The sequence below is a fragment of the uncultured Streptococcus sp. genome (assembly GCF_963511325.1).
Classification (GTDB): Bacteria; Bacillota; Bacilli; order Lactobacillales; family Streptococcaceae; genus Streptococcus.
Window position 1 is genome coordinate 13,321 of record NZ_CAUPII010000015.1, and the last position, 21,132, is coordinate 34,452.

Below are 21,132 nucleotides of genomic sequence, written 5' to 3' on the forward strand. Positions count from 1 at the left end.
GTTTGCTTTTTTTGATATAATAGTAAGAAGATTGTTAAAAGGAAGTTGTAATATGTTTCAAAAAGAGAATCGGTCTGGTCTGATTATCTACCTATACTATAATCGTGATGCAAAAAAACTCGATCATTATGGTGATATTTGTTACCACTCTAAAAAACACCGTTATCTGCAACTGTATGTCCCAACAGAAGAAGTGGAAGAACTGGTTAGCCGTTTAGGAAAAGAGAGATTTATCAAAAAAGTGCGACGATGTCATATCCAAGAATTGGAAACTCCCTTTGTTGGTAGTCTCTATAGAAGTGGCGAAAACGTTATCATGTAAAAATTTAGATAAATGTGTTGACAATTTTCTGATAATTCGGTATATTCTTAACATGCTATTTATTTAAGAAATAAGGAGACAAAAAAGATGAAGAAAAAATTTGCCTTATCACTTGTAGCTCTTGCAAGTGTAGCTGTTTTAGCAGCTTGTGGAGAAGTGAAGACAGGAGCTTCAAATTCAACTGGTAACCCAGTGGATGAGAAAGTCGTTAAAATCGGTTTCAACTTTGAAGAAACTGGTGCTGTAGCATCTTACGGTACATCTGAGCAAAAGGGTGCTCAACTTGCAGTTGATGAAATTAACGCAGCAGGTGGTATCGATGGAAAACAGATCGAAGTAGTAGACAAAGATAACAAATCTGAAACTGCTGAAGCGGCTTCAGTTTCAACAAACCTTGTTACTCAATCTAAAGTAGCAGCAATCGTAGGACCTGCAACTTCAGGTGCAACTGCAGCAGCAGTAGCAAATGCTACACAAGCTGGGGTTCCATTGATTTCTCCAAGTGCTACTCAAGATGGTTTGACAAAAGGTCAAGATTTCCTTTTCATCGGAACATTCCAAGATAGCTTCCAAGGGAAAATTATTTCTAACTATGTTACAAACAAGTTGAACGCTAAGAAAGTTGTCTTGTATACTGATAACTCAAGCGACTACGCTAAAGGAATTGCAAAATCATTCCGTGATTCATTCTCAGGCGAAATCGTAGCAGATGAAACGTTTGTATCAGGTGATACTGACTTCCAAGCAGCTTTGACAAAAATCAAAGATAAAGACTTTGATGCAATCGTATTGCCAGGTTACTACACAGAAGCTGGTAAGATTGTAAACCAAGCTCGTGGTATGGGAATTGATAAACCAATCATTGGTGGTGATGGATTCAACGGTGCAGAGTTTGTTCAACAAGCAACAGCTGAACGCGCATCAAATATCTACTTCATCTCAGGTTTCTCAACTACTGTAGAGGTTTCAGCAAAAGCAAAAGCCTTCCTTGAAGCTTACCGTGCAAAATACAACGAAGATCCTTCAACATTTGCAGCTCTTGCTTATGACTCAGTTTACCTTGTAGCTAATGCAGCAAAAGGTGCAAAAACTTCAGTTGATATCAAGAACAATCTTGCTAAAACACAAAACTTCGAAGGTGTTACAGGTCAAACAAGCTTTGATGCAGATCACAACACTGTGAAAACAGCTTTCATGATGACCATGAATAATGGTAAAGTAGAAGCGGCAGAAGTCGTAAAACCATAATTATAGATACAGGAAATGGGGAATGAGCTTTTACTCACTCCCTGTTTCGGTGTTTATGAAAGGATTATTTTTTTATAAAAATCCTAAAAATAATAATTAGAAAGAGTGAACCATATGCTTCAACAACTTGTCAATGGTCTAATCTTGGGTAGTGTCTATGCGCTGCTAGCCCTAGGTTATACTATGGTTTATGGAATTATCAAGCTCATTAACTTTGCCCATGGTGATATTTATATGATGGGGGCTTTCATGGGTTATTTTTTGATTAATTCCTTGCAATTAAATTTCTTTGTTGCCTTGATCTTATCGATGATCGGTACGGCAATTCTCGGTGTTATCATTGAGTTTCTTGCTTATCGTCCATTACGTCATTCAACTCGTATCTCTGTATTGATTACAGCTATCGGTGTATCCTTCTTACTGGAGTATGGGATGGTCTATCTGGTAGGTGCCAATACACGTGCCTTCCCTCAAGCAATCCAAACAGTTCGTTATGACTTGGGACCAATCAGTCTAACAAATATTCAATTGTTGATTTTGACTGTCTCACTTGTTTTGATGGTTCTTCTACAACTCATCGTACAAAAAACCAAGATGGGGAAAGCCATGCGTGCCGTTTCTGTAGATAGTGATGCTGCTCAGCTGATGGGGATTAACGTGAACCGTACAATCAGTTTCACCTTTGCATTGGGTTCAGCTCTAGCTGGTGCAGCTGGTGTCTTGATTGCACTTTACTATAACTCTCTTGAACCATTGATGGGAATGACTCCAGGTATTAAATCATTTGTGGCTGCCGTTCTTGGTGGTATCGGAATTATCCCTGGTGCAGCTCTGGGTGGCTTTGTTATTGGTCTTTTGGAGACATTTGCTACCGCCTTCGGAATGTCAGATTTCCGTGATGCCATCGTGTATGGAATCTTGCTCTTAATCTTGATTGTTCGCCCAGCTGGTATCCTCGGTAAGAATGTGAAAGAGAAGGTGTAAACGATGAAAGAAAATTTAAAAGTTAACATTCTATGGTTATTCCTTTTGTTGCTTGGATATGGTTTGATTAGCCTATTGGTTTCAGTAGGAGTCTTGAACCTTTTCCATATTCAGATTATTGAACAAATCGGTATCAATATTATTCTAGCAGTAGGTCTTAACCTAATCGTTGGGTTCTCTGGTCAGTTTTCACTTGGACATGCTGGATTTATGGCTATTGGTGCCTATGCGGCTGCAATTATTGGTTCTAAATCTCCAACCTATGGAGCCTTCTTTGGAGCTATGCTTCTTGGAGCACTTATCTCAGGATTAGTGGCTTTAGTCGTTGGGATTCCAACTCTTCGTTTGAAAGGGGACTACCTTGCGGTTGCAACACTAGGTGTTGCTGAGATTATTCGAATCTGTATTGTTAATGGTGGTGAACTAACTAATGGTGCAGCTGGTATTCTAGGTATTCCAAACTTTACTAACTGGCAAATGGTATATTTCTTTGCTGTGATTACAACAATTGCAACACTTAATTTCCTTCGTAGTCCAATCGGTCGTCTAACTTTATCCGTTCGTGAAGATGAAATCGCTGCTGAATCAGTTGGGGTAAATACAACCAAAATCAAAATTATTGCTTTTGTATTCGGAGCGATGACTGCAAGTATTGCAGGTTCGCTTCAAGCAGGATTTATCGGTTCTGTTGTGCCTAAAGATTATAGTTTTATCAACTCTATCAACGTCTTGATTATTGTTGTATTTGGCGGTTTGGGATCCATTACAGGAGCGATTGTTGCTGCCATTGTTCTTGGTATTTTAAACATGCTTCTACAGGATGTAGCAAGTATTCGTATGATCATCTACGCCCTAGCCTTGGTACTTGTAATGATTTTCAGACCAGGTGGTCTTCTTGGAACATGGGAATTAAGTCTATCTAGTTTCTTTAAAAAAACTAAGAAGGAGGAACAAAACTAATGGCATTACTTGAAGTAAAACAGTTAACCAAGCATTTTGGTGGTCTAACGGCTGTTGGAGATGTAACTCTTGAATTGAATGAAGGTGAACTTGTTGGCTTGATTGGACCGAACGGAGCTGGTAAAACAACTCTCTTCAACCTCTTGACAGGTGTGTATGAACCAAGCGAAGGAACAGTAACCTTGGATGGTCACTTGTTAAATGGCAAGCAGCCCTATAAAATTGCTGCTCTTGGTTTAGGACGTACTTTCCAAAATATTCGTCTCTTTAAAGACTTAACTGTATTAGACAATGTTCTGATTGCATTTAGTAATCATCATAAACAACATGTTTTTGCAAGTTTCTTGCGCTTACCAGCTTTTTATAAGAATGAAAAAGAATTGAAAGCTAAAGCCTTAGAATTACTAAAAATCTTTGATTTGGATGGAGATGCTGAAACTCTCGCTAAAAATTTAGCCTATGGTCAACAACGTCGCTTAGAGATTGTGCGTGCCCTTGCTACAGAACCTAAAATCCTTTTCTTGGATGAGCCTGCAGCGGGTATGAATCCACAAGAAACTGCAGAATTGACTGAGTTGATTCGTCGCATCAAGGATGAATTCAAGATTACTATTATGCTGATTGAACATGATATGAACTTGGTTATGGAAGTTACGGAGCGTATCTATGTTCTTGAGTACGGTCGTTTGATTGCTCACGGGACACCAGATGAAATCAAGAGTAATAAACGTGTTATCGAAGCTTATCTTGGAGGTGAAGCCTAATGTCTATGTTAAAAGTTGAAAACCTCTCAGTACACTATGGTATGATTCAAGCTGTACGTGATGTGAGCTTTGAAGTAAATGAAGGAGAAGTTGTTTCCCTTATCGGTGCAAACGGTGCTGGTAAAACAACCATCCTTCGTACCTTATCAGGCCTTGTTCGTCCAAGTTCTGGTAAAATTGAATTTTTGGGACAAGAAATCCAAAAGATGCCTGCACAAAAAATTGTGGCATCAGGACTTTCTCAAGTACCAGAAGGACGTCACGTCTTCCCTGGTTTGACAGTTATGGAGAACTTGGAGATGGGAGCCTTTCTTAAGAAAAATCGTGAAGAGAATCAAGCAAATTTGAAGAAAGTCTTTTCACGTTTCCCTCGTCTAGAAGAACGTAAAAACCAAGATGCAGCTACCCTTTCTGGTGGTGAGCAACAGATGCTTGCTATGGGACGCGCGCTTATGTCAACGCCTAAGCTTCTTTTGTTAGATGAACCTTCAATGGGGCTTGCACCAATTTTCATCCAAGAAATTTTTGATATCATCCAAGATATTCAAAAACAAGGTACAACCGTTCTTTTGATTGAGCAAAATGCCAATAAAGCACTAGCCATCGCAGATCGAGGCTATGTTCTTGAAACAGGTAAAATCGTTCTTTCAGGAACAGGTAAAGAACTCGCAGCATCAGACGAAGTCAGAAAAGCATATCTAGGTGGCTAAAAAGGTCTGGGGGACCTTTTTAGTCGGCGGATAAGGATTACGTAGTAATCTTCGCATAGTCTGGGAGACTAGTTTAGGTTGCGAATAAGGATTGCGCAAGCAATCCACATTAGTCCCTAGGACTTTTTTAGTCGGCAGATAGAGATTGCTTGGCAATCATCAGAACAAGTGGATTGTTTTAGTTCGCGGGAAAGATTACCAAACAAATTACATAATCATAAGATTGAGGGCTCTAATCTAGGGCTCTTTTTATAGTATTTCAGAGTTTTCAGAATCTTGAAAAAGAGATGAAAGCGTTTGATTGATTTTTGTAAAAAGTGTATAATAAAGCTATAAACATAAAGGAGAGTTCCTATGGCAGTTAAAGATTTTATGACACGAAAGGTTGTATATATTAGCCCAGATACGACTGTAGCACATGCAGCAGACTTGATGCGCGAACAAGGTTTGCATCGTCTTCCTGTTATTGAAAATGATAAATTAGTTGGTCTAGTAACAGAAGGAACAATTGCTGAAGCCAGTCCATCAAAAGCAACGAGTCTTTCAATCTTCGAGATGAATTACTTGCTCAATAAAACAAAAGTAAAAGACGTCATGATTCGTGATGTTGTAACTGTCTCAGGTTATGCAAGTTTGGAAGATGCAACCTACCTTATGCTGAAAAATAAGATTGGAATCTTGCCAGTTATTGATAATGGACAAGTCTATGGTGTCATTACTGACCGTGATGTTTTCAGAGCATTTCTTGAAATTTCTGGTTATGGTGAAGAGGGAATCCGTGTTCGTTTTATCACAGAAAATGAAGTTGGGGTACTTGGTAAGATTGTTTCTTTGATCGTTGAGGAAAATCTTAATATCTCTCATACTGTTAATATTCCACGTAAAGATGGTAAGATTGTTATCGAAGTTCAAATTGAGGGAACGGTTGATCTAGCTACCTTTAAACAGAAATTTGAATCTGAGAATATTCAGGTTGAAGAAATTACACAAACTTTAGCAAAAAAACTGTAAAAAATAAAATAGAAGCAGTTTTTACTTGCTAAAAAAATTTTTTTCTAGTATAATAATTTATTGTGAGCAAACCTCACTTACCCCGTGCAATGTCTTGGGGTCATTAGACCAAAAGGAGGAACATATCAATGGCTAAATACGAAATTCTTTATATCATTCGTCCAAACATTGAAGAAGAAGCGAAAAACGCTTTGGTAGCACGTTTTGACTCTATCTTGACTGACAACGGTGCAACTGTTGTTGAATCAAAAACATGGGAAAAACGTCGTCTTGCATACGAAATCCAAGATTTCCGCGAAGGACTTTACCACATCGTTAACGTTGAAGCAAACGATGATGCAGCTCTTAAAGAGTTTGACCGTCTTTCAAAAATCAACGCTGACATTCTTCGTCACATGATCGTCAAAACTGACGCGTAAGAAGGTAGATTATGATTAACAATGTTGTACTTGTAGGGCGTATGACTCGTGACGCTGAGTTGCGTTATACCCCATCAAATGTAGCAGTTGCGACTTTTACTCTTGCAGTAAACCGTACATTTAAGAGTCAAAATGGCGAACGTGAGGCTGATTTTATCAATGTCGTTATGTGGCGCCAACAGGCTGAGAATCTTGCTAATTGGGCTAAAAAAGGCTCACTTATCGGGGTGACAGGTCGTATTCAGACTCGTAGTTACGATAACCAGCAAGGACAACGTGTCTACGTGACGGAAGTCGTGGCTGAGAATTTCCAAATGTTGGAAAGCCGTAGTGTGCGTGAAGGACATACTGGTGGAGCTTATTCAGCACCAAGTTCAAATTATTCAGCACCTACTCAATCAGTACCTGACTTTTCACGTGATGAAAATCCATTCGGAACAACGAATCCTTTGGATATTTCAGATGATGATTTACCATTCTAATGGACAATTAATACTATAAAGGAGAAAAAAACATGGCTCAACAACGTCGTGGCGGATTCAAACGCCGTAAAAAAGTTGATTACATCGCAGCAAACAAAATTGAATATGTTGATTACAAAGATACTGAGCTTCTTAGCCGTTTCGTTTCAGAACGTGGGAAAATCCTTCCTCGTCGTGTAACAGGAACTTCAGCTAAAAACCAACGTAAAGTAACAACAGCTATCAAACGCGCTCGCGTAATGGCTTTGATGCCTTTCGTAAACGAAGATTAAAAAAGAGGTCCGGGTGGACCTCTTTTTCAGACCCCGACGGGTCTTTTTTTCAGGTCCAGTGGACCTCTTTTTCATGAGCTTGAAAACAAGAAAGCAAATTAAGACCCGTTTGGGTCTTTTTTCACGAGCTTTGAAATGAGAGAGCGAGTTTGGGTCTAGTGGACCTCTTTTTCAGACCCGTTTGGATCTTTTTTTCAGGTCCAGTGGACCTCTTTTTCAGACCCGTTTGGATCTTTTTTTCAGGTCCAGTGGACCTCTTTTTCATGAGCTTGAAAATAAGAAAGCGAATTAAGACCCCGACGGGTCTTTTTTTCACGAGCTTTGGAATGAGAGAGCGAGTTTTGGGTCCGAGTGGCTCTCTTTTTCATTAGCTTGAAAACAAGAAAGCGAATTAAAGCCCGGTTGGGTCTTTTCTCACGAGATAGTTTTTTTCTGACCTTGGCGTGCTATAATGGTAATAGAAAGATTAAAGGTGGGTAAGTCAAAGATGAATTGTACGATTAGAAATATGATTAAGTCTGATATTGAATCCTTATCTCATGGATTTATGAATCAAGGTTGGCCTGGTAGAGAGGATATTTTGGCTAGATATTTTCTGGAACAGGAAAGTGGGGAGAGAGAAGTCTTAGTTGCAGAGATTGATGGTGCTGTAGCGGGCTACGTTACCATTTTGCCCTCTGCTAAACATGGTCCTTTTGCAGAAGTCTATCCAGAATTATCAGATTTTAATGTGTTTGAGCCTTTTCGAAATCAAGGGATTGGGAATCAACTGCTAGAAGAAGCAGAAAAACGAGTCAAGTTTGTTTCGAGTAAGGTCACTCTTGGTGTAGGTTTGCACTTAGGCTATGGCCCTGCCCAGAGATTGTATATCAGACGGGGCTACATTCCAGATGGGACAGGTGTCTGGTATCGAAATCAACCCTTGGAAATGAATGCAACTAGCCAAAATAATGATGATTTGGTTTTGTATCTAGTAAAGGAATTTGGATAAGAGACAAGGATTTTATTGGGGATGTGGGATTTCTCTACTTTATGGTATAATGGAAAGAGTGAATTGAAGGAGGCATTGTGATGGACGCGAAATTAAGATATAAGGCAAAAAAGATAAAGGTTATTTTTTTTGATATTGATGATACGTTGAGAAACTCAAAGACTGGTTTTATCCCTACCTCAATTCCAACTGTTTTTAAACAATTGCGTGAAAAAGGTGTTTTAACTGGGATTGCTAGCGGACGAGGGATTTTTGGTGTTGTACCAGAACTTCGTGAACTCAAGCCTGACTTTTTTGTAACTTTAAATGGTGCCTATATTGAGGATAAAAAAGGCAATGTGATTGATAGTAACAAGATCGCTAAAGATAAGGTTGAAAGCTATATTGCTTGGACTAAGGAAGTGGGGATTGAATATGGTTTAGTTGGTAGTCATACTGCTAAACTCTCCACTAGAACTGAGTTGATTAGTGAGGCCATTGATCCAATTTATCCTGACTTGGATGTTGATCCTGATTTTTATGAAAAAGAAGACATCTATCAGATGTGGACTTTTGAGGATCAAGGAGATGACCTGACTTTGCCTGAAAGTTTAGCATCGACTTTGCGTATGGTACGCTGGCATGAACATTCGTCAGATGTTGTACCAATTTCAGGTTCAAAAGCAGCTGGTGTAGCAAAAGTTGTAGAACATTTAGATCTTAAACCTGAGAACGTCATGGTCTTTGGAGACGGTCTTAACGATTTAGAACTCTTTGATTATGCAGGTATTAGTGTTGCTATGGGGATTTCTCATGACAAAATCAAAGAAAAAGCAGATTATATTACAAAAACATTAGAAGAAGATGGCATCTTTGATGCCTTAGAAGGATTTGGTATGGTAGAAAAAGAATTAAATTTTCCACAAGTAGACATTGAAGCAGTAGAAGGTCCGATTGCGACTATTAAAACAAATCATGGAGATATGCGCATTAAGCTTTTCCCTGAACATGCACCAAAAACAGTAGCCAACTTTATCGCTCTGTCAAAAGATGGTTACTATGACGGGGTCATTTTCCACCGTATTATTAAAGACTTTATGATTCAAGGTGGAGATCCAACTGGTACTGGTATGGGTGGCGAATCTATCTATGGTGAGTCATTTGAAGATGAATTTTCAGAAGAACTTTATAATATCCGCGGAGCCCTTTCTATGGCTAATGCTGGACCAAATACAAACGGTAGCCAGTTCTTTATCGTGCAAAATCAACACTTGCCATACTCTAAGAAAGAAATTGCTCGTGGTGGTTGGCCAGAACCAATTGCGGAAATTTATGCGGAACAAGGTGGAACTCCTCACCTTGATCGTCGTCACACAGTTTTTGGACAGCTTGCAGATGAAGCTTCTTATGAAGTTCTGGATGCAATTGCAGGTGTAGAAACAGGAGCAATGGACAAGCCAGTTGAAGATGTCGTCATCGAAACGATTGAAATCGAGGACTAAGATGAAAATAGGTGATAAGCTAACAGGGCGAATTACAGGGATTCAGTCTTATGGAGCCTTTGTGGAGCTAGAGACTGGTATCACAGGTTTGATTCACATTTCTGAAATTCGTACAGGATTTATTGAGAATATCTATGATGTACTGAAAATCGGTGAAGAAGTTCAAGTTCAGGTTGTCGATTTGGACGAATATACAGGTAAAGCAAGTCTTTCTATTCGGACTTTGGAAGAAGAGAAACATCAGTTACCGAGACGGAGACGTTTTTCAAGTGACCGTGTCAAATACGGCTTTGCTCCTTTGGCTCGCATGATGCCTATCTGGACCAAGGAAGCTATTTCTAATCTAAATAAGAAAAAGTCTTAATTGATTTTTTCTCTCTTGAAATGTTAATATAGTTTGTTATAATAGAAGTATGGTAGAAGAATTATTAAAATCAGGAGAGAGAATCAATCAGCTCTTTTCTACAGATATCAAGATTATTCAAAATAGAGAGGTTTTCAGCTATTCGGTGGATAGTGTACTTTTGTCACGCTTTCCTCGTTTTCCTAAAAATGGCTTGATAGTGGATTTTTGTGCTGGGAATGGAGCTGTTGGACTTTTTGCCAGTAGCAGGACTAAGGCGAAAATTCTGTCTGTTGAAATCCAGGAACGCCTGGCAGATATGGCTGAACGATCAGTCCGTTTAAATAGCTTGGAAGAGCAGATGCAGGTCATTTGTGATGATTTGAAAAATATGCCTGCTTATATTCAGGGGAGTAAGGTTGATTTGATTTTGTGCAATCCTCCCTATTTTAAGGTGGACCCAAATTCTAATCTGAACGAGAGTGAGCACTACTTGTTGGCTCGGCACGAAATTACGACCAATCTCAAGGAAATCTGCCGTAGTGCCCAAAGTATTCTCAAATCCAATGGGCGTTTAGCCATGGTCCATCGTCCTGATCGATTGTTAGATATTTTAGACACGCTTCAACAACACAATTTAGCTCCAAAACGTCTGCAATTTGTTTATCCTAAACGGGAGAAAGAAGCCAATATGCTTTTGATCGAGGCTATCAAGGACGGCTCCACTAGTGGTTTTAAGGTTCTGCCACCACTCATTGTTCATAATGATGATGGTTCCTATACTCCAGAAATTCAAGAAATCTATTATGGATCATAAGGCTTATATGTATGTAGTTGAGTGTCGGGATGGTTCCTACTATACTGGTTATACAACGGATGTCAAAAAAAGAATAGCTGTCCACAATAGTGGAAAGGGAGCCAAATATACACGAGCACGATTGCCGGTCAAACTCATCTATGCTCAAGGTTTTGCCAGTAAGGAAGAAGCCATGTCAGCAGAAGCCCTGCTCAAGCGTAAGAAACGACCACAGAAGGAAAGATTTTTATCTGAAAATCAAGATAGAAATTTACTCAGTTATTTTGGAGAGTAGTGGGGAGTCCTTTGACTCCTCTTACTTTTGTCAAAAAGCGAAAAAAATGCTACAATAAAGAGAATAAACAAAATGAGGTATTATCATGTCTAAGATTCTAGTATTTGGTCACCAAAATCCAGATTCAGATGCTATCGGTTCATCTGTAGCCTTTGCTTATCTTGCAAAAGAAGCTTATGGTTTGGATACAGAAGCAGTGGCTCTTGGTACTCCAAATGAAGAAACAGCTTTCGTATTAGATTATTTTGGTGTTGAAGCACCGCGTGTTATCACTTCAGCTAAGGCAGAAGGTGCAGAACAAGTCATTTTGACGGACCACAATGAATTCCAACAATCAGTGTCAGATATCGCTGAAGTAGAAGTTTATGGTGTGGTGGACCACCACCGTGTGGCTAACTTTGAAACTGCCAGCCCACTTTACATGCGTTTGGAGCCAGTAGGATCAGCATCTTCTATCGTATACCGTATGTTCAAAGAACACGGTGTAACTGTTCCAAAAGAAATTGCAGGTTTGATGCTTTCAGGTTTGATTTCAGATACCCTTCTTTTGAAATCTCCAACAACACACCCATCAGATAAGGTGATTGCGCCTGAATTGGCTGAATTGGCTGGTGTGAACTTGGAAGAATACGGTCTTGCAATGCTTAAGGCTGGTACAAACTTAGCAAGTAAATCAGCAGAAGAATTGATCGACATCGATGCTAAGACTTTTGAATTGAACGGAAACAACGTTCGTGTGGCTCAAGTGAATACAGTTGATATTGCTGAAGTATTGGAACGCCAAGCTGAAATCGAAGCAGCTATCCAAGCTGCAAATGCAGCTAACGGATACTCTGACTTTGTCTTGATGATTACAGACATCGTCAACTCAAACTCAGAAATTTTGGCTCTTGGTGCCAACATGGACAAGGTAGAAGCAGCTTTCAACTTCAAACTTGAAAACAACCACGCTTTCCTTCCAGGTGCTGTTTCACGTAAGAAACAAGTAGTACCACAATTGACTGAAAGCTTTAATGCTTAATGATTGATGGGGAAACCCATTGTAAAAAAGGAGTTTCGACTCCTTTTTTGCTAGGAGAGAAGTATGTTAGAAAATGGTGATTTGATTTTTGTGAAAGATGATTCGGATATAGGACAGGCTATCCAGGAATCTACTGGTAACTATAGCCATGTGGCCATTTTTTTGGACGGACAGGTCTATCATGCAACTACAGAAGGCGGTGTCCTTGCCCAGTCCCCTGAAGATTTCTTTGAAGCTAAGAAAGTCTATGACCTTTATCGCTATCCGAAAATGGATCTCAAAGAGATTAAAAAACTGGCAGAGAGCCTTTTGGGTTCACCCTACAATGCTTCCTTTTACCCGGATGGAGATGGTTATTACTGTTCCCAGTTCATCGCTGAACTACTCCCTATTTTTGAGACCATTCCCATTAAGTTTGGGGATGATACACAGGAAATCAGTGATTTTTGGAGAGAATATTATCGAGAGTTGGGGCTTCCTGTACCTCTGAATCAGCCTGGTACTAACCCGAGTCAATTAGCAGCATCACCACTTTTAGTTTGTAAAGAAAGGAATCTTCATGATTCAGATTTTTAATCCATCTCGTTTGACACGACAACCATTCTTTAGAGATTTGGTTGACTATCTTGATCAGCATGATGATGTGATCCTCCGTGAAATCAAGGCTCAGTTTCCAGGGGTTGCAGTTGACAAGTACTTGGAGGAATACATAAAAGCGGGTTTGATTTTGAGAGAAAACAAACGCTATTATCTCAATCTCCCATTTCTAGAATCTACAGAATCTCTTGAACTAGACCTAGAAGTCTTTGTGAGAGATGATAGTCCCATCTATCAAGAAATCCTAGAGAAAGAATTTCAGACAGAATTGCACAATCAAACCAATGCAGCTATCCTAGAAGAGTATACAGATTTTGCTAGGGAAAAGATGACCTTGTCTAATTATTTTTACAAGGTAAAACATCAGTATCCGCTGACAGAAGATCAACAGAAACTCTATGCTGTTTTGGGGGATGTCAATCCTGAGTATGCTCTCAAGTACATGACGACTTTTTTGCTCAAGTTTCTCAAAAAAGACGAGCTTATGCAGAAGCGTCGAGATATCTTTGTTGATAGTTTAGTCTTATTAGGTTACATCCTTCAAAATGAAGATGGGAAATATGAGTTAGCTGTAGAATTTGATAAAGAACGCTTTATCTTTATAAAAAATAAAGGCTAGGGATTTTCCTAGCCTTCTTTAAGTTCTTATAGATAACGTTCTGCGATAGCTGCATCTCCAGGGTAGTCTTCCTTCTTGCCTTGGACGATTTGGTAGCAATCCGCTCCTTTACCAGCGATAATAACAGCGTCCAGTTCTTGACTTGTAACAGACATAGCAGCCTTGATAGCTTGCTCGCGATCGACAATCTTTTCAACAGGATGATGGATATAGCTACTGATTTCATCTGCAATGGCCATCGGATCTTCGTAGTTTGGATCATCAGCTGTTAGAAAGACTTGAATTTCAGGATGTTGATTGAGGAGAAGTCCAAAGTCCTTACGACGGCTTTCTCCCTTGTTTCCAGTTGAACCAAGTACTAAAGCAATCTTTCCAGTTTGATGAGTTTCAACCACAGAAATTAGTTTTTTAAGACTGTCACCATTGTGGGCGTAATCAATGAAAACTTTTGCACCATTTTTCTGAGTGAGGACTTCCATTCGACCAGGAACACGTGTTGCTGCAATTCCTTTTTTGATGTCATCCAGACTAGCACCTAGACGAAGACAAGCCAGCCCAGCTGCGACGGCATTTTCTTGGTTGAAGTGCCCAATCAACTGAATATCATAGTCTCCAGCTAATTTACCAGTAGCTGAGAAGCTAAAGGCTTTGGAGTTTTCAATTTGGTTACTTGATTGGCTACCGTAGAAGTCGTGCTCTTGGTTCTCAACTTGCTCTTTTAAGACAGAGAAGTGATCCATATCGCTATTAACGACAACTGCTCGGCTATTTTTCATCAAGAGACGCTTGTGGTAGAAGTAGTCTTCAAAGGTTGGATGCTCAATAGGACCAATATGGTCAGGACTAATGTTGAGGAAGACACCGACATCAAAGGTCAGTCCGTAGACTCGTTTAACCAAGTAGGCTTGACTGGATACTTCCATGATAAGGTGAGTTCTTCCATTATCAACAGCCTGGGCCATCATGTCAAAGAGATCGATACTCTCAGGAGTAGTCAGGGCAGATTTAAAGAAAATCTTGCCGTCCAAAGTCGTGTTCATGGTTGATAACATAGCTGGGCGATGTTGTTGATTTAAGATGTTGTAGGCGAAGTAAGCTGCTGTAGTTTTTCCTTTAGTTCCAGTGAAAGCAAGTAATTTTAATTTCTCTTGAGGGTTGCCATAAAACTCCATGGCAATCAAACTCATGGCTTTCTTAATATCGCTAACGACAATAACGGGAATACCGACTTCATAGTCTTGTTCAGCTACATACCAACCGAGCCCTTGTGAGATTGCCGAAAGAAGAAATTCCTTCTTAAATGCAGCTCCTTTGACAAAAAAGAGGCTATTTTTTTGTGCTTTTCGGCTATCGTAGCAGATGCTATCAAAAACGACATCACTGTAGTTGTAGTGGTAATGTCCTTGGTCGATGATCTCACGGAAGATATCATCTTTCTTTAAAATATCTAATACGTTTTCAATCTTTATCATACTTTCTATTGTAAACCGAAAGTCTGAATTTTACAAGTAACAAGGAAAAGTTTATAATGGAAGGTAAGGAACATTTCCGTTATTAAAATTGAATGAGGAAGTTATGTCTAACGAAAATAATCATCAGCAGGCCCAGATGTTACGAGGGACTGCCTGGCTAACGGCTAGTAACTTTATCAGTCGCCTGCTCGGGGCCATCTACATCATCCCTTGGTATATCTGGATGGGGACTTATGCAGCTAAGGCTAATGGCCTCTTCACCATGGGGTACAATATCTACGCCTGGTTCTTGTTGATTTCAACAGCAGGCATTCCAGTTGCAGTCGCAAAGCAGGTCGCTAAATACAATACCATGCATGAGGAAGAGCATAGTTTTGCCCTGATTCGGAGTTTCCTAGGCTTTATGACAGGACTTGGTGTGGTCTTTGCTTTAATCTTGTATCTCTTTGCTCCGTGGTTAGCGGATCTTTCGGGTGTCGGTAAGGAACTCACCCCCATTATGCAGAGTCTAGCTTGGGCTGTCTTGATTTTCCCGTCTATGAGTGTTATCCGTGGATTTTTCCAAGGGATGAATAATCTCAAGCCTTATGCCATGAGTCAAATCGCTGAGCAAGTTATCCGTGTCATCTGGATGCTCTTAGCGACCTTTATTATCATGAAGCTAGGTTCAAAAGATTATCTATCAGCAGTCACCCAGTCTACCTTTGCGGCCTTTGTGGGAATGGTAGCCAGCTTTGCTGTCTTACTTTATTTCCTTTTTAAAGAAGGGATGCTTCAAAAAGTTTTTGAAACGCGAGATAAGATTGACAGTAAGAGTCTTTTGGTTGATACGATTAAGGAAGCAATTCCGTTTATCTTGACTGGTTCGGCTATTCAGCTTTTCCAAATCTTGGATCAAATGACCTTCATTAATAGCATGAAGTGGTTTACCAACTACAGTAATGAAGACTTGGTTGTCATGTTTTCTTATTTCTCCGCCAATCCTAATAAAATCACCATGATTTTGATTTCGGTTGGAGTTTCGATTGGTAGCGTTGGGCTACCTCTCTTGACAGAGAACTATGTCAAGGGTGATTTGCCAGCGGCTTCTCGTCTCGTTCAAGATAGTATCACCATGCTCTTCTTATTTCTACTACCTGCAACGGTTGGAGTAGTCATGGTAGGAGAACCACTCTATACAGTCTTTTACGGTAAACCAGATAGCTTGGCTATGGGTTTGTTTGTCTTTGCAGTCTTGCAGTCAACAATCCTAGGTTTGTACATGGTCTTATCACCAATGCTTCAAGCAATGTTCCGTAACCGCAAGGCAGTTCTTTACTTTGTCTATGGATCCATTGCCAAAATTGTTCTACAATTACCATCGATAGCGATTTTCCATAGTTATGGTCCTTTAATTTCAACGACAATTGGTCTCATCATTCCAAATGTCTTGATGTACCGAGATATCTGTGAGGTGACAGGTGCACGTCGAAAGATTATTCTGAAGCGAACAATCTTAGTTACTATTTTGACTTTAGTCATGTTTATTCTGGTAGGCTTCTTACAATGGATGATTGGCTTTGTCTTCCAACCATCAGGTCGTTTCTGGAGTTTCCTTTACGTTCTTCTAATCGGAACAATCGGTGGTGGTCTCTACGGAGTCATGTGTCTCTATACTCGTCTCTTGGATAAGGTTATTGGACAGGCAAAAGCGGACCAGTTGCGAGAACGCTTGAAAATATCATAATAGTTTATAAATAAAATGAACAATTTGAACTTTCAACTCTAAAAAAGTTTAAATTGTTCATTTTTTATTTAAAAAAGAGAGAAAAAAATAAAAATTGTAGAAAAAAGATTAATTTATGTCTATAATCGCTTGACTAAAAAAAACAATAGCTGTATAATGATACAAATATTTAAATTTGGAGGTTCTGGAAATGAAAAAGTCTAAGGCAAAATATCTGACGCTGGCAGGCCTTGCCCTAAGTGCCGGTCTACTATTGGCGGCTTGTAGCAACTCAGCTAGTTCAACTAAAACATACAACTATGTATACAGTAGCGATCCGTCTAGTTTGAACTATCTTGCAGAAAACCGTGCAACAACCAATGACATCGTTACCAATTTGGTAGATGGGTTGATGGAAAATGACCAATACGGTAACTACGTTCCATCCTTAGCAGAGGATTGGACTGTTTCTCAGGACGGTTTGACATACACTTATAAACTTCGTAAAGATGCTAAGTGGTATACCTCTGAAGGTGAAGAATATGCTCCAGTAACTGCCCAAGATTTTGTAACTGGTTTGAAATATGCTGCTGATAAAAAATCCGAGGCTTTGTACCTGGTTCAAGATTCTGTAGCAGGTTTGGATGACTATATCAACGGGAAAACAACTGACTTTTCAACTGTCGGTGTTAAGGCGATTGACGACCAAACAGTTCAGTACACTTTGACACGACCAGAATCTTATTGGAATTCTAAAACAACATCAACCATTCTCTTCCCTGTCAATGCAGACTTCCTGAAATCAAAAGGGGATGATTTTGGTAAGGTAGACCCTTCTAGTATTTTGTACAATGGACCTTTCTTAATGAAATCTTTTGTTTCAAAATCTGTTATCGAATTCAAGAAAAATCCCAACTACTGGGATGAAAAAAATGTCTTTGTGGATGATGTGAAATTGGCCTATTATGATGGTAGTGACCAAGATGCACTGGCTCGTAACTTTGTAGAAGGAGTCTACAGCTACGCACGTCTCTATCCAAATAGCTCAAGCTTTGAAGGAATTAAAGAGAAGAACAAAGATAACATCATTTATAGTATGCAAACCGCAACTTCTTATTACTTGAACTTCAACTTGGACAGAAAATCTTATAACTTCACGTCTAAATCCTCAGATATCGAAAAGAAATCAACTCAAGAAGCAGTTCTGAATAAAAACTTCCGTCAAGCCTTCAACTATGCTTATAACCGTACAGCCTATGGAGCTCAATCTCAAGGGGAAGACGGAGCAACGAAGATTATTCGTAACCTGGTTGTACCTCCTACATTTGTAAGCATCAACGGAAAAGACTTTGGCGATGTTGTTTCAGAAAAGATGGTCAACTATGGCCAAGAATGGCAAGGAATCAACTTTGCAGATGCACAAGACCCATACTACAATCCTGACAAGGCTAAGGCTAAGTTTGCAGAAGCTAAGAAAGAATTGGAAGCTAAGGGTGTGCAGTTCCCAATCCACTTGGATGTATCAGTTGACCAATCAGCTAAAAAAGGTGTACTTGAAGCAAGTTCTTTGAAACAATCCATCGAATCTGTCTTAGGGGCTGAGAATGTGGTTATCGATATTCAACAATTATCAACAGACGACTATGATAACTCTAGCTACCTAGCTCAAACCGCAGCTCAAAAGGATTTTGATATTTATAATGGTGGTTGGAGTGCTGACTACTTGGATCCATCAAGTTATCTTGATATCCTAAATGTTAATAATGGGGGTATGTTGCAAAACATTGGTCTAGAACCAGGTGAGGTAAATGACAAGGCTAAGGCAGTTGGACTGGATACTTACACTCAAATGCTAGAAGAAGCGAACAAGGAGCAAGAACCAGCAAAACGTTATGAAAAATATGCTGAAGTTCAAGCTTGGCTCGTTGATAGCGCTCTTGCAATTCCAAACGTTTCTCTTGGTGGAACACCGACCTTGAGAAAGACAGTTCCATTCTCATCGCCATTCTCACAAGCAGGAAATAAGGGTGTCGAATCATACAAATATCTCAAGTTGCAAGATAAGACTGTAACGGCTGATGAGTATGAAAAAGCTAAAGAAAAATGGCTAAAAGAAAAAGAAGAATCTAACAAAAAAGCCCAAGAAGAATTAGCTAAACACGTTAAATAATCAGTCAGTGCAACAGGAAAAACGATAGTTTCTCAGGAAGCTATCGTTTTTGTATAGTTTGAAACTATAACTAGCTCTTGAAAACAAGAAAACGAAGGATACAAAATAAGTGGTACAATAGTTACTATAGATTTGGAGGTATTGTATGAGTAAATCATTTCACATCAACACAATTTTAGCCCAAGCAGGTATCAAGTCAGATAAAGCGACAGGTGCTTTGGTAACACCAATTCACTTTTCAACGACTTATCAGCACCCAGAATTTGGTCAATCAACTGGATTTGACTATACCCGCACCAAAAACCCAACTCGTAGCAAGGCAGAGGAAGTTTTGGCAGCTATTGAATCTGCCAACTATGCTTTGGCGACTAGTTCAGGTATGTCTGCGATTGTGTTAGCCTTTAGCGTTTTTCCAGTAGGAAGCAAGGTTTTGGCTGTCCGTGACCTTTACGGTGGCTCTTTCCGCTGGTTCAATCAAGTGGAGCAGGAAGGACGATTCCACTTTACCTATGCCAACACAGAAGAAGAGCTAATTGCCGAGCTAGAAAAGGATGTGGATGTACTTTATATCGAAACACCAACCAACCCTTTGATGTTGGAATTTAATATTGAAAAATTGTCAAAATTAGCTCATGCTAAGGGTGCTAAAGTTGTCGTTGACAATACTTTCTATAGCCCGATTTATCAACGCCCGATAGAAGAAGGAGCTGATATTGTCCTTCATTCGGCGACCAAATACCTTGCAGGTCATAATGATGTCTTGGCTGGGGTAGTTGTGACAGATAATGCTGATTTGTACGAAAAACTCTTTTATAATCTCAACACGACAGGGGCTGTCTTGTCACCATTTGATAGTTATCAATTGATTCGTGGTCTCAAGACCTTGTCACTTCGTATGGAGCGCTCAACAGCTAATGCTCAAGAAATCGTAGCCTTTTTGGAACAATCACCTGCTGTCAAAGAAGTCTTGTATACAGGTCGTGGGGGAATGATTTCCTTTAAAGTAGCAGATGAGAAGCGTATTCCTCATATCTTGAATACTTTGAAAGTATTCTCTTTTGCTGAAAGTTTGGGTGGTGTAGAAAGTCTAATTACATACCCAACCACTCAAACCCATGCAGATATTCCTTCAGAGGTTCGTCATTCTTATGGATTGACAGATGATCTTTTACGCTTGTCTATTGGTATTGAGGATGCAAGGGACTTGATTGAAGACTTGCGTCAAGCTTTGGAAGGATAAGACTATGGGAAAATATGATTTTACGACTTTGCCCAATCGTTTTGGACATCATACCTACAAATGGAAAGAAGCAGAGACTGACCGTCAAGTATTGCCAGCCTGGATTGCTGATATGGACTTTGAAGTCTTACCTGAGATTCGTCAGACTGTCCATGACTATGCTGAGCAATTAGTCTATGGCTATACCTATGCTAGTGATGGCTTGATTGAAGCCGTTCAAAACTGGGAGGGAAAAAACCATAGTTATCGCTTTGAAAAGAATGCTCTAGTCTTTATCGAAGGGGTAGTGCCAGCTATTTCAACAGCCATTCAAGCCTTTACCAAAGAAGGCGAGGCGGTTTTGATTAACACACCTGTCTATCCACCCTTTGCTCGCAGTGTCAAGTTGAACAACCGCAGATTGATTACCAATTCTTTGGTGGAAAAGGATGGTCTGTTTGAGATTGACTTTGACCGACTTGAAAAGGATTTGGTGGAAGAGGATGTCAAACTTTATATTCTCTGCAATCCTCACAATCCTGGTGGACGTGTTTGGGAAAAAGAAGTCTTGGAGAAGATTGGCCAACTCTGCCAAAAACACGGTGTTTTCTTGGTTTCGGATGAGATTCACCAAGATTTGGCCCTCTTTGGTCACAAGCATCATTCCTTCAATACTGTCAACCCTGACTTTAAAGAATTTGCTATCGTCTTGACCAGTGCCACTAAAACCTTTAATATTGCTGGAACAAAAAATTCCTATGCAGTCATTGAAAATCCTAAGTTGAGACTGGCTTACCAGAAACGCCAGTTGGCCAATAACCAGCATGAAATTTCAGGCTTGGGCTATTTGGCGACAGAAGCTGCTTATCGCTATGGTGAAGATTGGTTGACAGAACTCAAAGAACTAATTGAGAAACACATCAATTATGTAGTGGATTTATTTGGTAAAGAAACTAAAATCAAGGTCATGAAACCTCAAGGGACCTATCTCATTTGGCTTGATTTTTCAGCCTATGATATTAGCGATGAAGAATTAAAAAGCATCTTAAGAAATGAAGCTAAGGTTATCCTTAATAGAGGCTTAGACTTTGGTGAAGAAGGAGCTCTACATGCTCGCTTAAATGTAGCCATGCCGACATCTGTCTTGGAAGAAGTTTGTCAACGAATCATTATTACTTTCGCTAAACTTTAAGAAGCTAGCCTTTTAGGAGAAAAGTACTCCTAGAAGGCTATTTTCATAGGAAGAAATGT

23 protein-coding genes are annotated in these 21,132 nt (G+C 39.6%); 22 read left to right on the forward strand and 1 reads right to left on the reverse strand.

Going from position 1 to position 21,132, the window contains the following annotated elements:
- Positions 1 to 52 precede the first annotated feature (52 nt).
- The 18 genes from RQ973_RS05595 to RQ973_RS05680 all read left to right on the forward strand — a co-directional run bounded on the left by RQ973_RS05595 (position 53) and on the right by RQ973_RS05680 (position 13,315).
- Positions 53 to 322 carry a YlbG family protein gene (locus tag RQ973_RS05595; protein ID WP_311520086.1) on the forward strand — a complete coding sequence of 90 codons (270 nt, stop codon included), beginning with the start codon at positions 53 to 55 and terminating at the stop codon, positions 320 to 322.
- 87 nt (positions 323 to 409) lie between these two features.
- Positions 410 to 1,570, forward strand: coding sequence for an ABC transporter substrate-binding protein (locus tag RQ973_RS05600; RefSeq protein ID WP_281334786.1), 1,161 nt, complete (start codon positions 410 to 412; stop codon positions 1,568 to 1,570).
- Between the two features lie 114 nt (positions 1,571 to 1,684).
- Positions 1,685 to 2,554 carry a branched-chain amino acid ABC transporter permease gene (locus RQ973_RS05605; protein ID WP_000941435.1) on the forward strand — a complete coding sequence of 290 codons (870 nt, stop codon included), beginning with the start codon at positions 1,685 to 1,687 and terminating at the stop codon, positions 2,552 to 2,554.
- Between the two features lie 3 nt (positions 2,555 to 2,557).
- Positions 2,558 to 3,514 carry a branched-chain amino acid ABC transporter permease gene (locus RQ973_RS05610; protein WP_311523095.1) on the forward strand — a complete coding sequence of 319 codons (957 nt, stop codon included), beginning with the start codon at positions 2,558 to 2,560 and terminating at the stop codon, positions 3,512 to 3,514.
- Positions 3,514 to 4,278, forward strand: a complete 765-nt coding sequence (locus tag RQ973_RS05615) for an ABC transporter ATP-binding protein (RefSeq protein WP_075232204.1) — start codon at positions 3,514 to 3,516, stop codon at positions 4,276 to 4,278. Before RQ973_RS05610 ends, RQ973_RS05615 begins: the two co-directional genes overlap by 1 nt.
- The gene (locus RQ973_RS05620) at positions 4,278 to 4,988 is read left to right on the forward strand and encodes an ABC transporter ATP-binding protein (RefSeq protein WP_045763246.1); all 711 of its coding nucleotides are present in this window, start codon (positions 4,278 to 4,280) and stop codon (positions 4,986 to 4,988) included. The genes RQ973_RS05615 and RQ973_RS05620 overlap by 1 nt, the downstream gene beginning before the upstream one ends.
- Positions 4,989 to 5,342: 354 nt before the next feature.
- Positions 5,343 to 5,999 carry a CBS domain-containing protein gene (locus RQ973_RS05625; RefSeq protein WP_000268637.1) on the forward strand — a complete coding sequence of 219 codons (657 nt, stop codon included), beginning with the start codon at positions 5,343 to 5,345 and terminating at the stop codon, positions 5,997 to 5,999.
- A 128-nt stretch (positions 6,000 to 6,127) separates the two neighbouring features.
- Positions 6,128 to 6,418: a 30S ribosomal protein S6 gene (gene rpsF / locus RQ973_RS05630; RefSeq protein ID WP_001151786.1), complete on the forward strand. Its 291-nt coding sequence runs from the start codon at positions 6,128 to 6,130 to the stop codon at positions 6,416 to 6,418.
- 11 nt (positions 6,419 to 6,429) lie between these two features.
- The gene (gene ssbA / locus RQ973_RS05635; RefSeq protein ID WP_000609604.1) at positions 6,430 to 6,900 is read left to right on the forward strand and encodes a single-stranded DNA-binding protein SsbA; all 471 of its coding nucleotides are present in this window, start codon (positions 6,430 to 6,432) and stop codon (positions 6,898 to 6,900) included.
- Positions 6,901 to 6,932: 32 nt separating this feature from the next.
- Positions 6,933 to 7,172 carry a 30S ribosomal protein S18 gene (gene rpsR / locus RQ973_RS05640; protein ID WP_000068664.1) on the forward strand — a complete coding sequence of 80 codons (240 nt, stop codon included), beginning with the start codon at positions 6,933 to 6,935 and terminating at the stop codon, positions 7,170 to 7,172.
- Positions 7,173 to 7,659: 487 nt separating this feature from the next.
- The gene (locus tag RQ973_RS05645; RefSeq protein ID WP_049530705.1) at positions 7,660 to 8,163 is read left to right on the forward strand and encodes a GNAT family N-acetyltransferase; all 504 of its coding nucleotides are present in this window, start codon (positions 7,660 to 7,662) and stop codon (positions 8,161 to 8,163) included.
- 80 nt (positions 8,164 to 8,243) lie between these two features.
- The gene (locus RQ973_RS05650; RefSeq protein WP_311523100.1) at positions 8,244 to 9,644 is read left to right on the forward strand and encodes a bifunctional Cof-type HAD-IIB family hydrolase/peptidylprolyl isomerase; all 1,401 of its coding nucleotides are present in this window, start codon (positions 8,244 to 8,246) and stop codon (positions 9,642 to 9,644) included.
- A 1-nt stretch (position 9,645) separates the two neighbouring features.
- Positions 9,646 to 10,008 carry a S1 RNA-binding domain-containing protein gene (locus RQ973_RS05655; RefSeq protein WP_000689622.1) on the forward strand — a complete coding sequence of 121 codons (363 nt, stop codon included), beginning with the start codon at positions 9,646 to 9,648 and terminating at the stop codon, positions 10,006 to 10,008.
- Positions 10,009 to 10,057: 49 nt separating this feature from the next.
- A complete protein-coding gene (locus RQ973_RS05660) occupies positions 10,058 to 10,804 on the forward strand; it encodes a tRNA1(Val) (adenine(37)-N6)-methyltransferase (protein WP_223139988.1) in 747 nt (248 codons plus the stop codon).
- A complete protein-coding gene (locus tag RQ973_RS05665) occupies positions 10,794 to 11,078 on the forward strand; it encodes a GIY-YIG nuclease family protein (protein ID WP_311523103.1) in 285 nt (94 codons plus the stop codon). Before RQ973_RS05660 ends, RQ973_RS05665 begins: the two co-directional genes overlap by 11 nt.
- Positions 11,079 to 11,163: 85 nt before the next feature.
- Entirely contained in the window at positions 11,164 to 12,099 is a 936-nt protein-coding gene (locus RQ973_RS05670; protein WP_000036024.1) for a manganese-dependent inorganic pyrophosphatase, read from the forward strand.
- A 63-nt stretch (positions 12,100 to 12,162) separates the two neighbouring features.
- Entirely contained in the window at positions 12,163 to 12,675 is a 513-nt protein-coding gene (locus RQ973_RS05675) for a YiiX/YebB-like N1pC/P60 family cysteine hydrolase (protein ID WP_311523104.1), read from the forward strand.
- On the forward strand, positions 12,659 to 13,315 hold the full coding sequence (locus RQ973_RS05680; protein WP_311523107.1) for a DUF1803 domain-containing protein: 657 nt from the start codon (positions 12,659 to 12,661) through the stop codon (positions 13,313 to 13,315). Before RQ973_RS05675 ends, RQ973_RS05680 begins: the two co-directional genes overlap by 17 nt.
- A 26-nt stretch (positions 13,316 to 13,341) precedes the next feature.
- Here RQ973_RS05680 and RQ973_RS05685 read toward each other — a convergent pair whose 3' ends face one another.
- Complete coding sequence (locus RQ973_RS05685) at positions 13,342 to 14,787, reverse strand: UDP-N-acetylmuramoyl-L-alanyl-D-glutamate--L-lysine ligase (protein ID WP_311523108.1); 1,446 nt, start codon at positions 14,785 to 14,787, stop codon at positions 13,342 to 13,344.
- 103 nt (positions 14,788 to 14,890) lie between these two features.
- On the opposite strand from RQ973_RS05685, the gene RQ973_RS05690 reads away from it, so the two are divergent.
- The 4 genes from RQ973_RS05690 to RQ973_RS05705 all read left to right on the forward strand — a co-directional run bounded on the left by RQ973_RS05690 (position 14,891) and on the right by RQ973_RS05705 (position 21,073).
- Positions 14,891 to 16,513, forward strand: coding sequence for a polysaccharide biosynthesis protein (locus tag RQ973_RS05690; RefSeq protein WP_311523109.1), 1,623 nt, complete (start codon positions 14,891 to 14,893; stop codon positions 16,511 to 16,513).
- A 190-nt stretch (positions 16,514 to 16,703) separates the two neighbouring features.
- Positions 16,704 to 18,662 carry a peptide ABC transporter substrate-binding protein gene (locus RQ973_RS05695; protein ID WP_311523110.1) on the forward strand — a complete coding sequence of 653 codons (1,959 nt, stop codon included), beginning with the start codon at positions 16,704 to 16,706 and terminating at the stop codon, positions 18,660 to 18,662.
- Between the two features lie 145 nt (positions 18,663 to 18,807).
- A complete protein-coding gene (locus RQ973_RS05700) occupies positions 18,808 to 19,902 on the forward strand; it encodes a cystathionine gamma-synthase (RefSeq protein ID WP_311523111.1) in 1,095 nt (364 codons plus the stop codon).
- 4 nt (positions 19,903 to 19,906) lie between these two features.
- Positions 19,907 to 21,073 carry a MalY/PatB family protein gene (locus tag RQ973_RS05705; protein WP_311523112.1) on the forward strand — a complete coding sequence of 389 codons (1,167 nt, stop codon included), beginning with the start codon at positions 19,907 to 19,909 and terminating at the stop codon, positions 21,071 to 21,073.
- The last annotated feature ends 59 nt before the right edge of the window (positions 21,074 to 21,132 follow it).

Excerpts from the sequence above, each read along its gene's own strand:
- RQ973_RS05705 (WP_311523112.1), top strand. The coding sequence starts at position 19,907 with ATGGGAAAATATGATTTTACGACTTTGCCCAATCGTTTTGGACATCAT.
- RQ973_RS05650 (WP_311523100.1), top strand. The coding sequence starts at position 8,244 with ATGGACGCGAAATTAAGATATAAGGCAAAAAAGATAAAGGTTATTTTT.
- RQ973_RS05600 (WP_281334786.1), top strand. The coding sequence starts at position 410 with ATGAAGAAAAAATTTGCCTTATCACTTGTAGCTCTTGCAAGTGTAGCT.
- RQ973_RS05695 (WP_311523110.1), top strand. The coding sequence starts at position 16,704 with ATGAAAAAGTCTAAGGCAAAATATCTGACGCTGGCAGGCCTTGCCCTA.
- RQ973_RS05625 (WP_000268637.1), top strand. The coding sequence starts at position 5,343 with ATGGCAGTTAAAGATTTTATGACACGAAAGGTTGTATATATTAGCCCA.
- RQ973_RS05615 (WP_075232204.1), top strand. The coding sequence starts at position 3,514 with ATGGCATTACTTGAAGTAAAACAGTTAACCAAGCATTTTGGTGGTCTA.
- RQ973_RS05645 (WP_049530705.1), top strand. The coding sequence starts at position 7,660 with ATGAATTGTACGATTAGAAATATGATTAAGTCTGATATTGAATCCTTA.
- RQ973_RS05690 (WP_311523109.1), top strand. The coding sequence starts at position 14,891 with ATGTCTAACGAAAATAATCATCAGCAGGCCCAGATGTTACGAGGGACT.
- ssbA (WP_000609604.1), top strand. The coding sequence starts at position 6,430 with ATGATTAACAATGTTGTACTTGTAGGGCGTATGACTCGTGACGCTGAG.
- RQ973_RS05620 (WP_045763246.1), top strand. The coding sequence starts at position 4,278 with ATGTCTATGTTAAAAGTTGAAAACCTCTCAGTACACTATGGTATGATT.
- RQ973_RS05685 (WP_311523108.1), bottom strand. The coding sequence starts at position 14,787 with ATGATAAAGATTGAAAACGTATTAGATATTTTAAAGAAAGATGATATC.
- rpsR (WP_000068664.1), top strand. The coding sequence starts at position 6,933 with ATGGCTCAACAACGTCGTGGCGGATTCAAACGCCGTAAAAAAGTTGAT.
- RQ973_RS05700 (WP_311523111.1), top strand. The coding sequence starts at position 18,808 with ATGAGTAAATCATTTCACATCAACACAATTTTAGCCCAAGCAGGTATC.
- RQ973_RS05675 (WP_311523104.1), top strand. The coding sequence starts at position 12,163 with ATGTTAGAAAATGGTGATTTGATTTTTGTGAAAGATGATTCGGATATA.
- RQ973_RS05680 (WP_311523107.1), top strand. The coding sequence starts at position 12,659 with ATGATTCAGATTTTTAATCCATCTCGTTTGACACGACAACCATTCTTT.
- RQ973_RS05595 (WP_311520086.1), top strand. The coding sequence starts at position 53 with ATGTTTCAAAAAGAGAATCGGTCTGGTCTGATTATCTACCTATACTAT.
- RQ973_RS05605 (WP_000941435.1), top strand. The coding sequence starts at position 1,685 with ATGCTTCAACAACTTGTCAATGGTCTAATCTTGGGTAGTGTCTATGCG.
- RQ973_RS05610 (WP_311523095.1), top strand. The coding sequence starts at position 2,558 with ATGAAAGAAAATTTAAAAGTTAACATTCTATGGTTATTCCTTTTGTTG.
- RQ973_RS05670 (WP_000036024.1), top strand. The coding sequence starts at position 11,164 with ATGTCTAAGATTCTAGTATTTGGTCACCAAAATCCAGATTCAGATGCT.
- RQ973_RS05665 (WP_311523103.1), top strand. The coding sequence starts at position 10,794 with ATGGATCATAAGGCTTATATGTATGTAGTTGAGTGTCGGGATGGTTCC.
- RQ973_RS05655 (WP_000689622.1), top strand. The coding sequence starts at position 9,646 with ATGAAAATAGGTGATAAGCTAACAGGGCGAATTACAGGGATTCAGTCT.
- RQ973_RS05660 (WP_223139988.1), top strand. The coding sequence starts at position 10,058 with ATGGTAGAAGAATTATTAAAATCAGGAGAGAGAATCAATCAGCTCTTT.
- rpsF (WP_001151786.1), top strand. The coding sequence starts at position 6,128 with ATGGCTAAATACGAAATTCTTTATATCATTCGTCCAAACATTGAAGAA.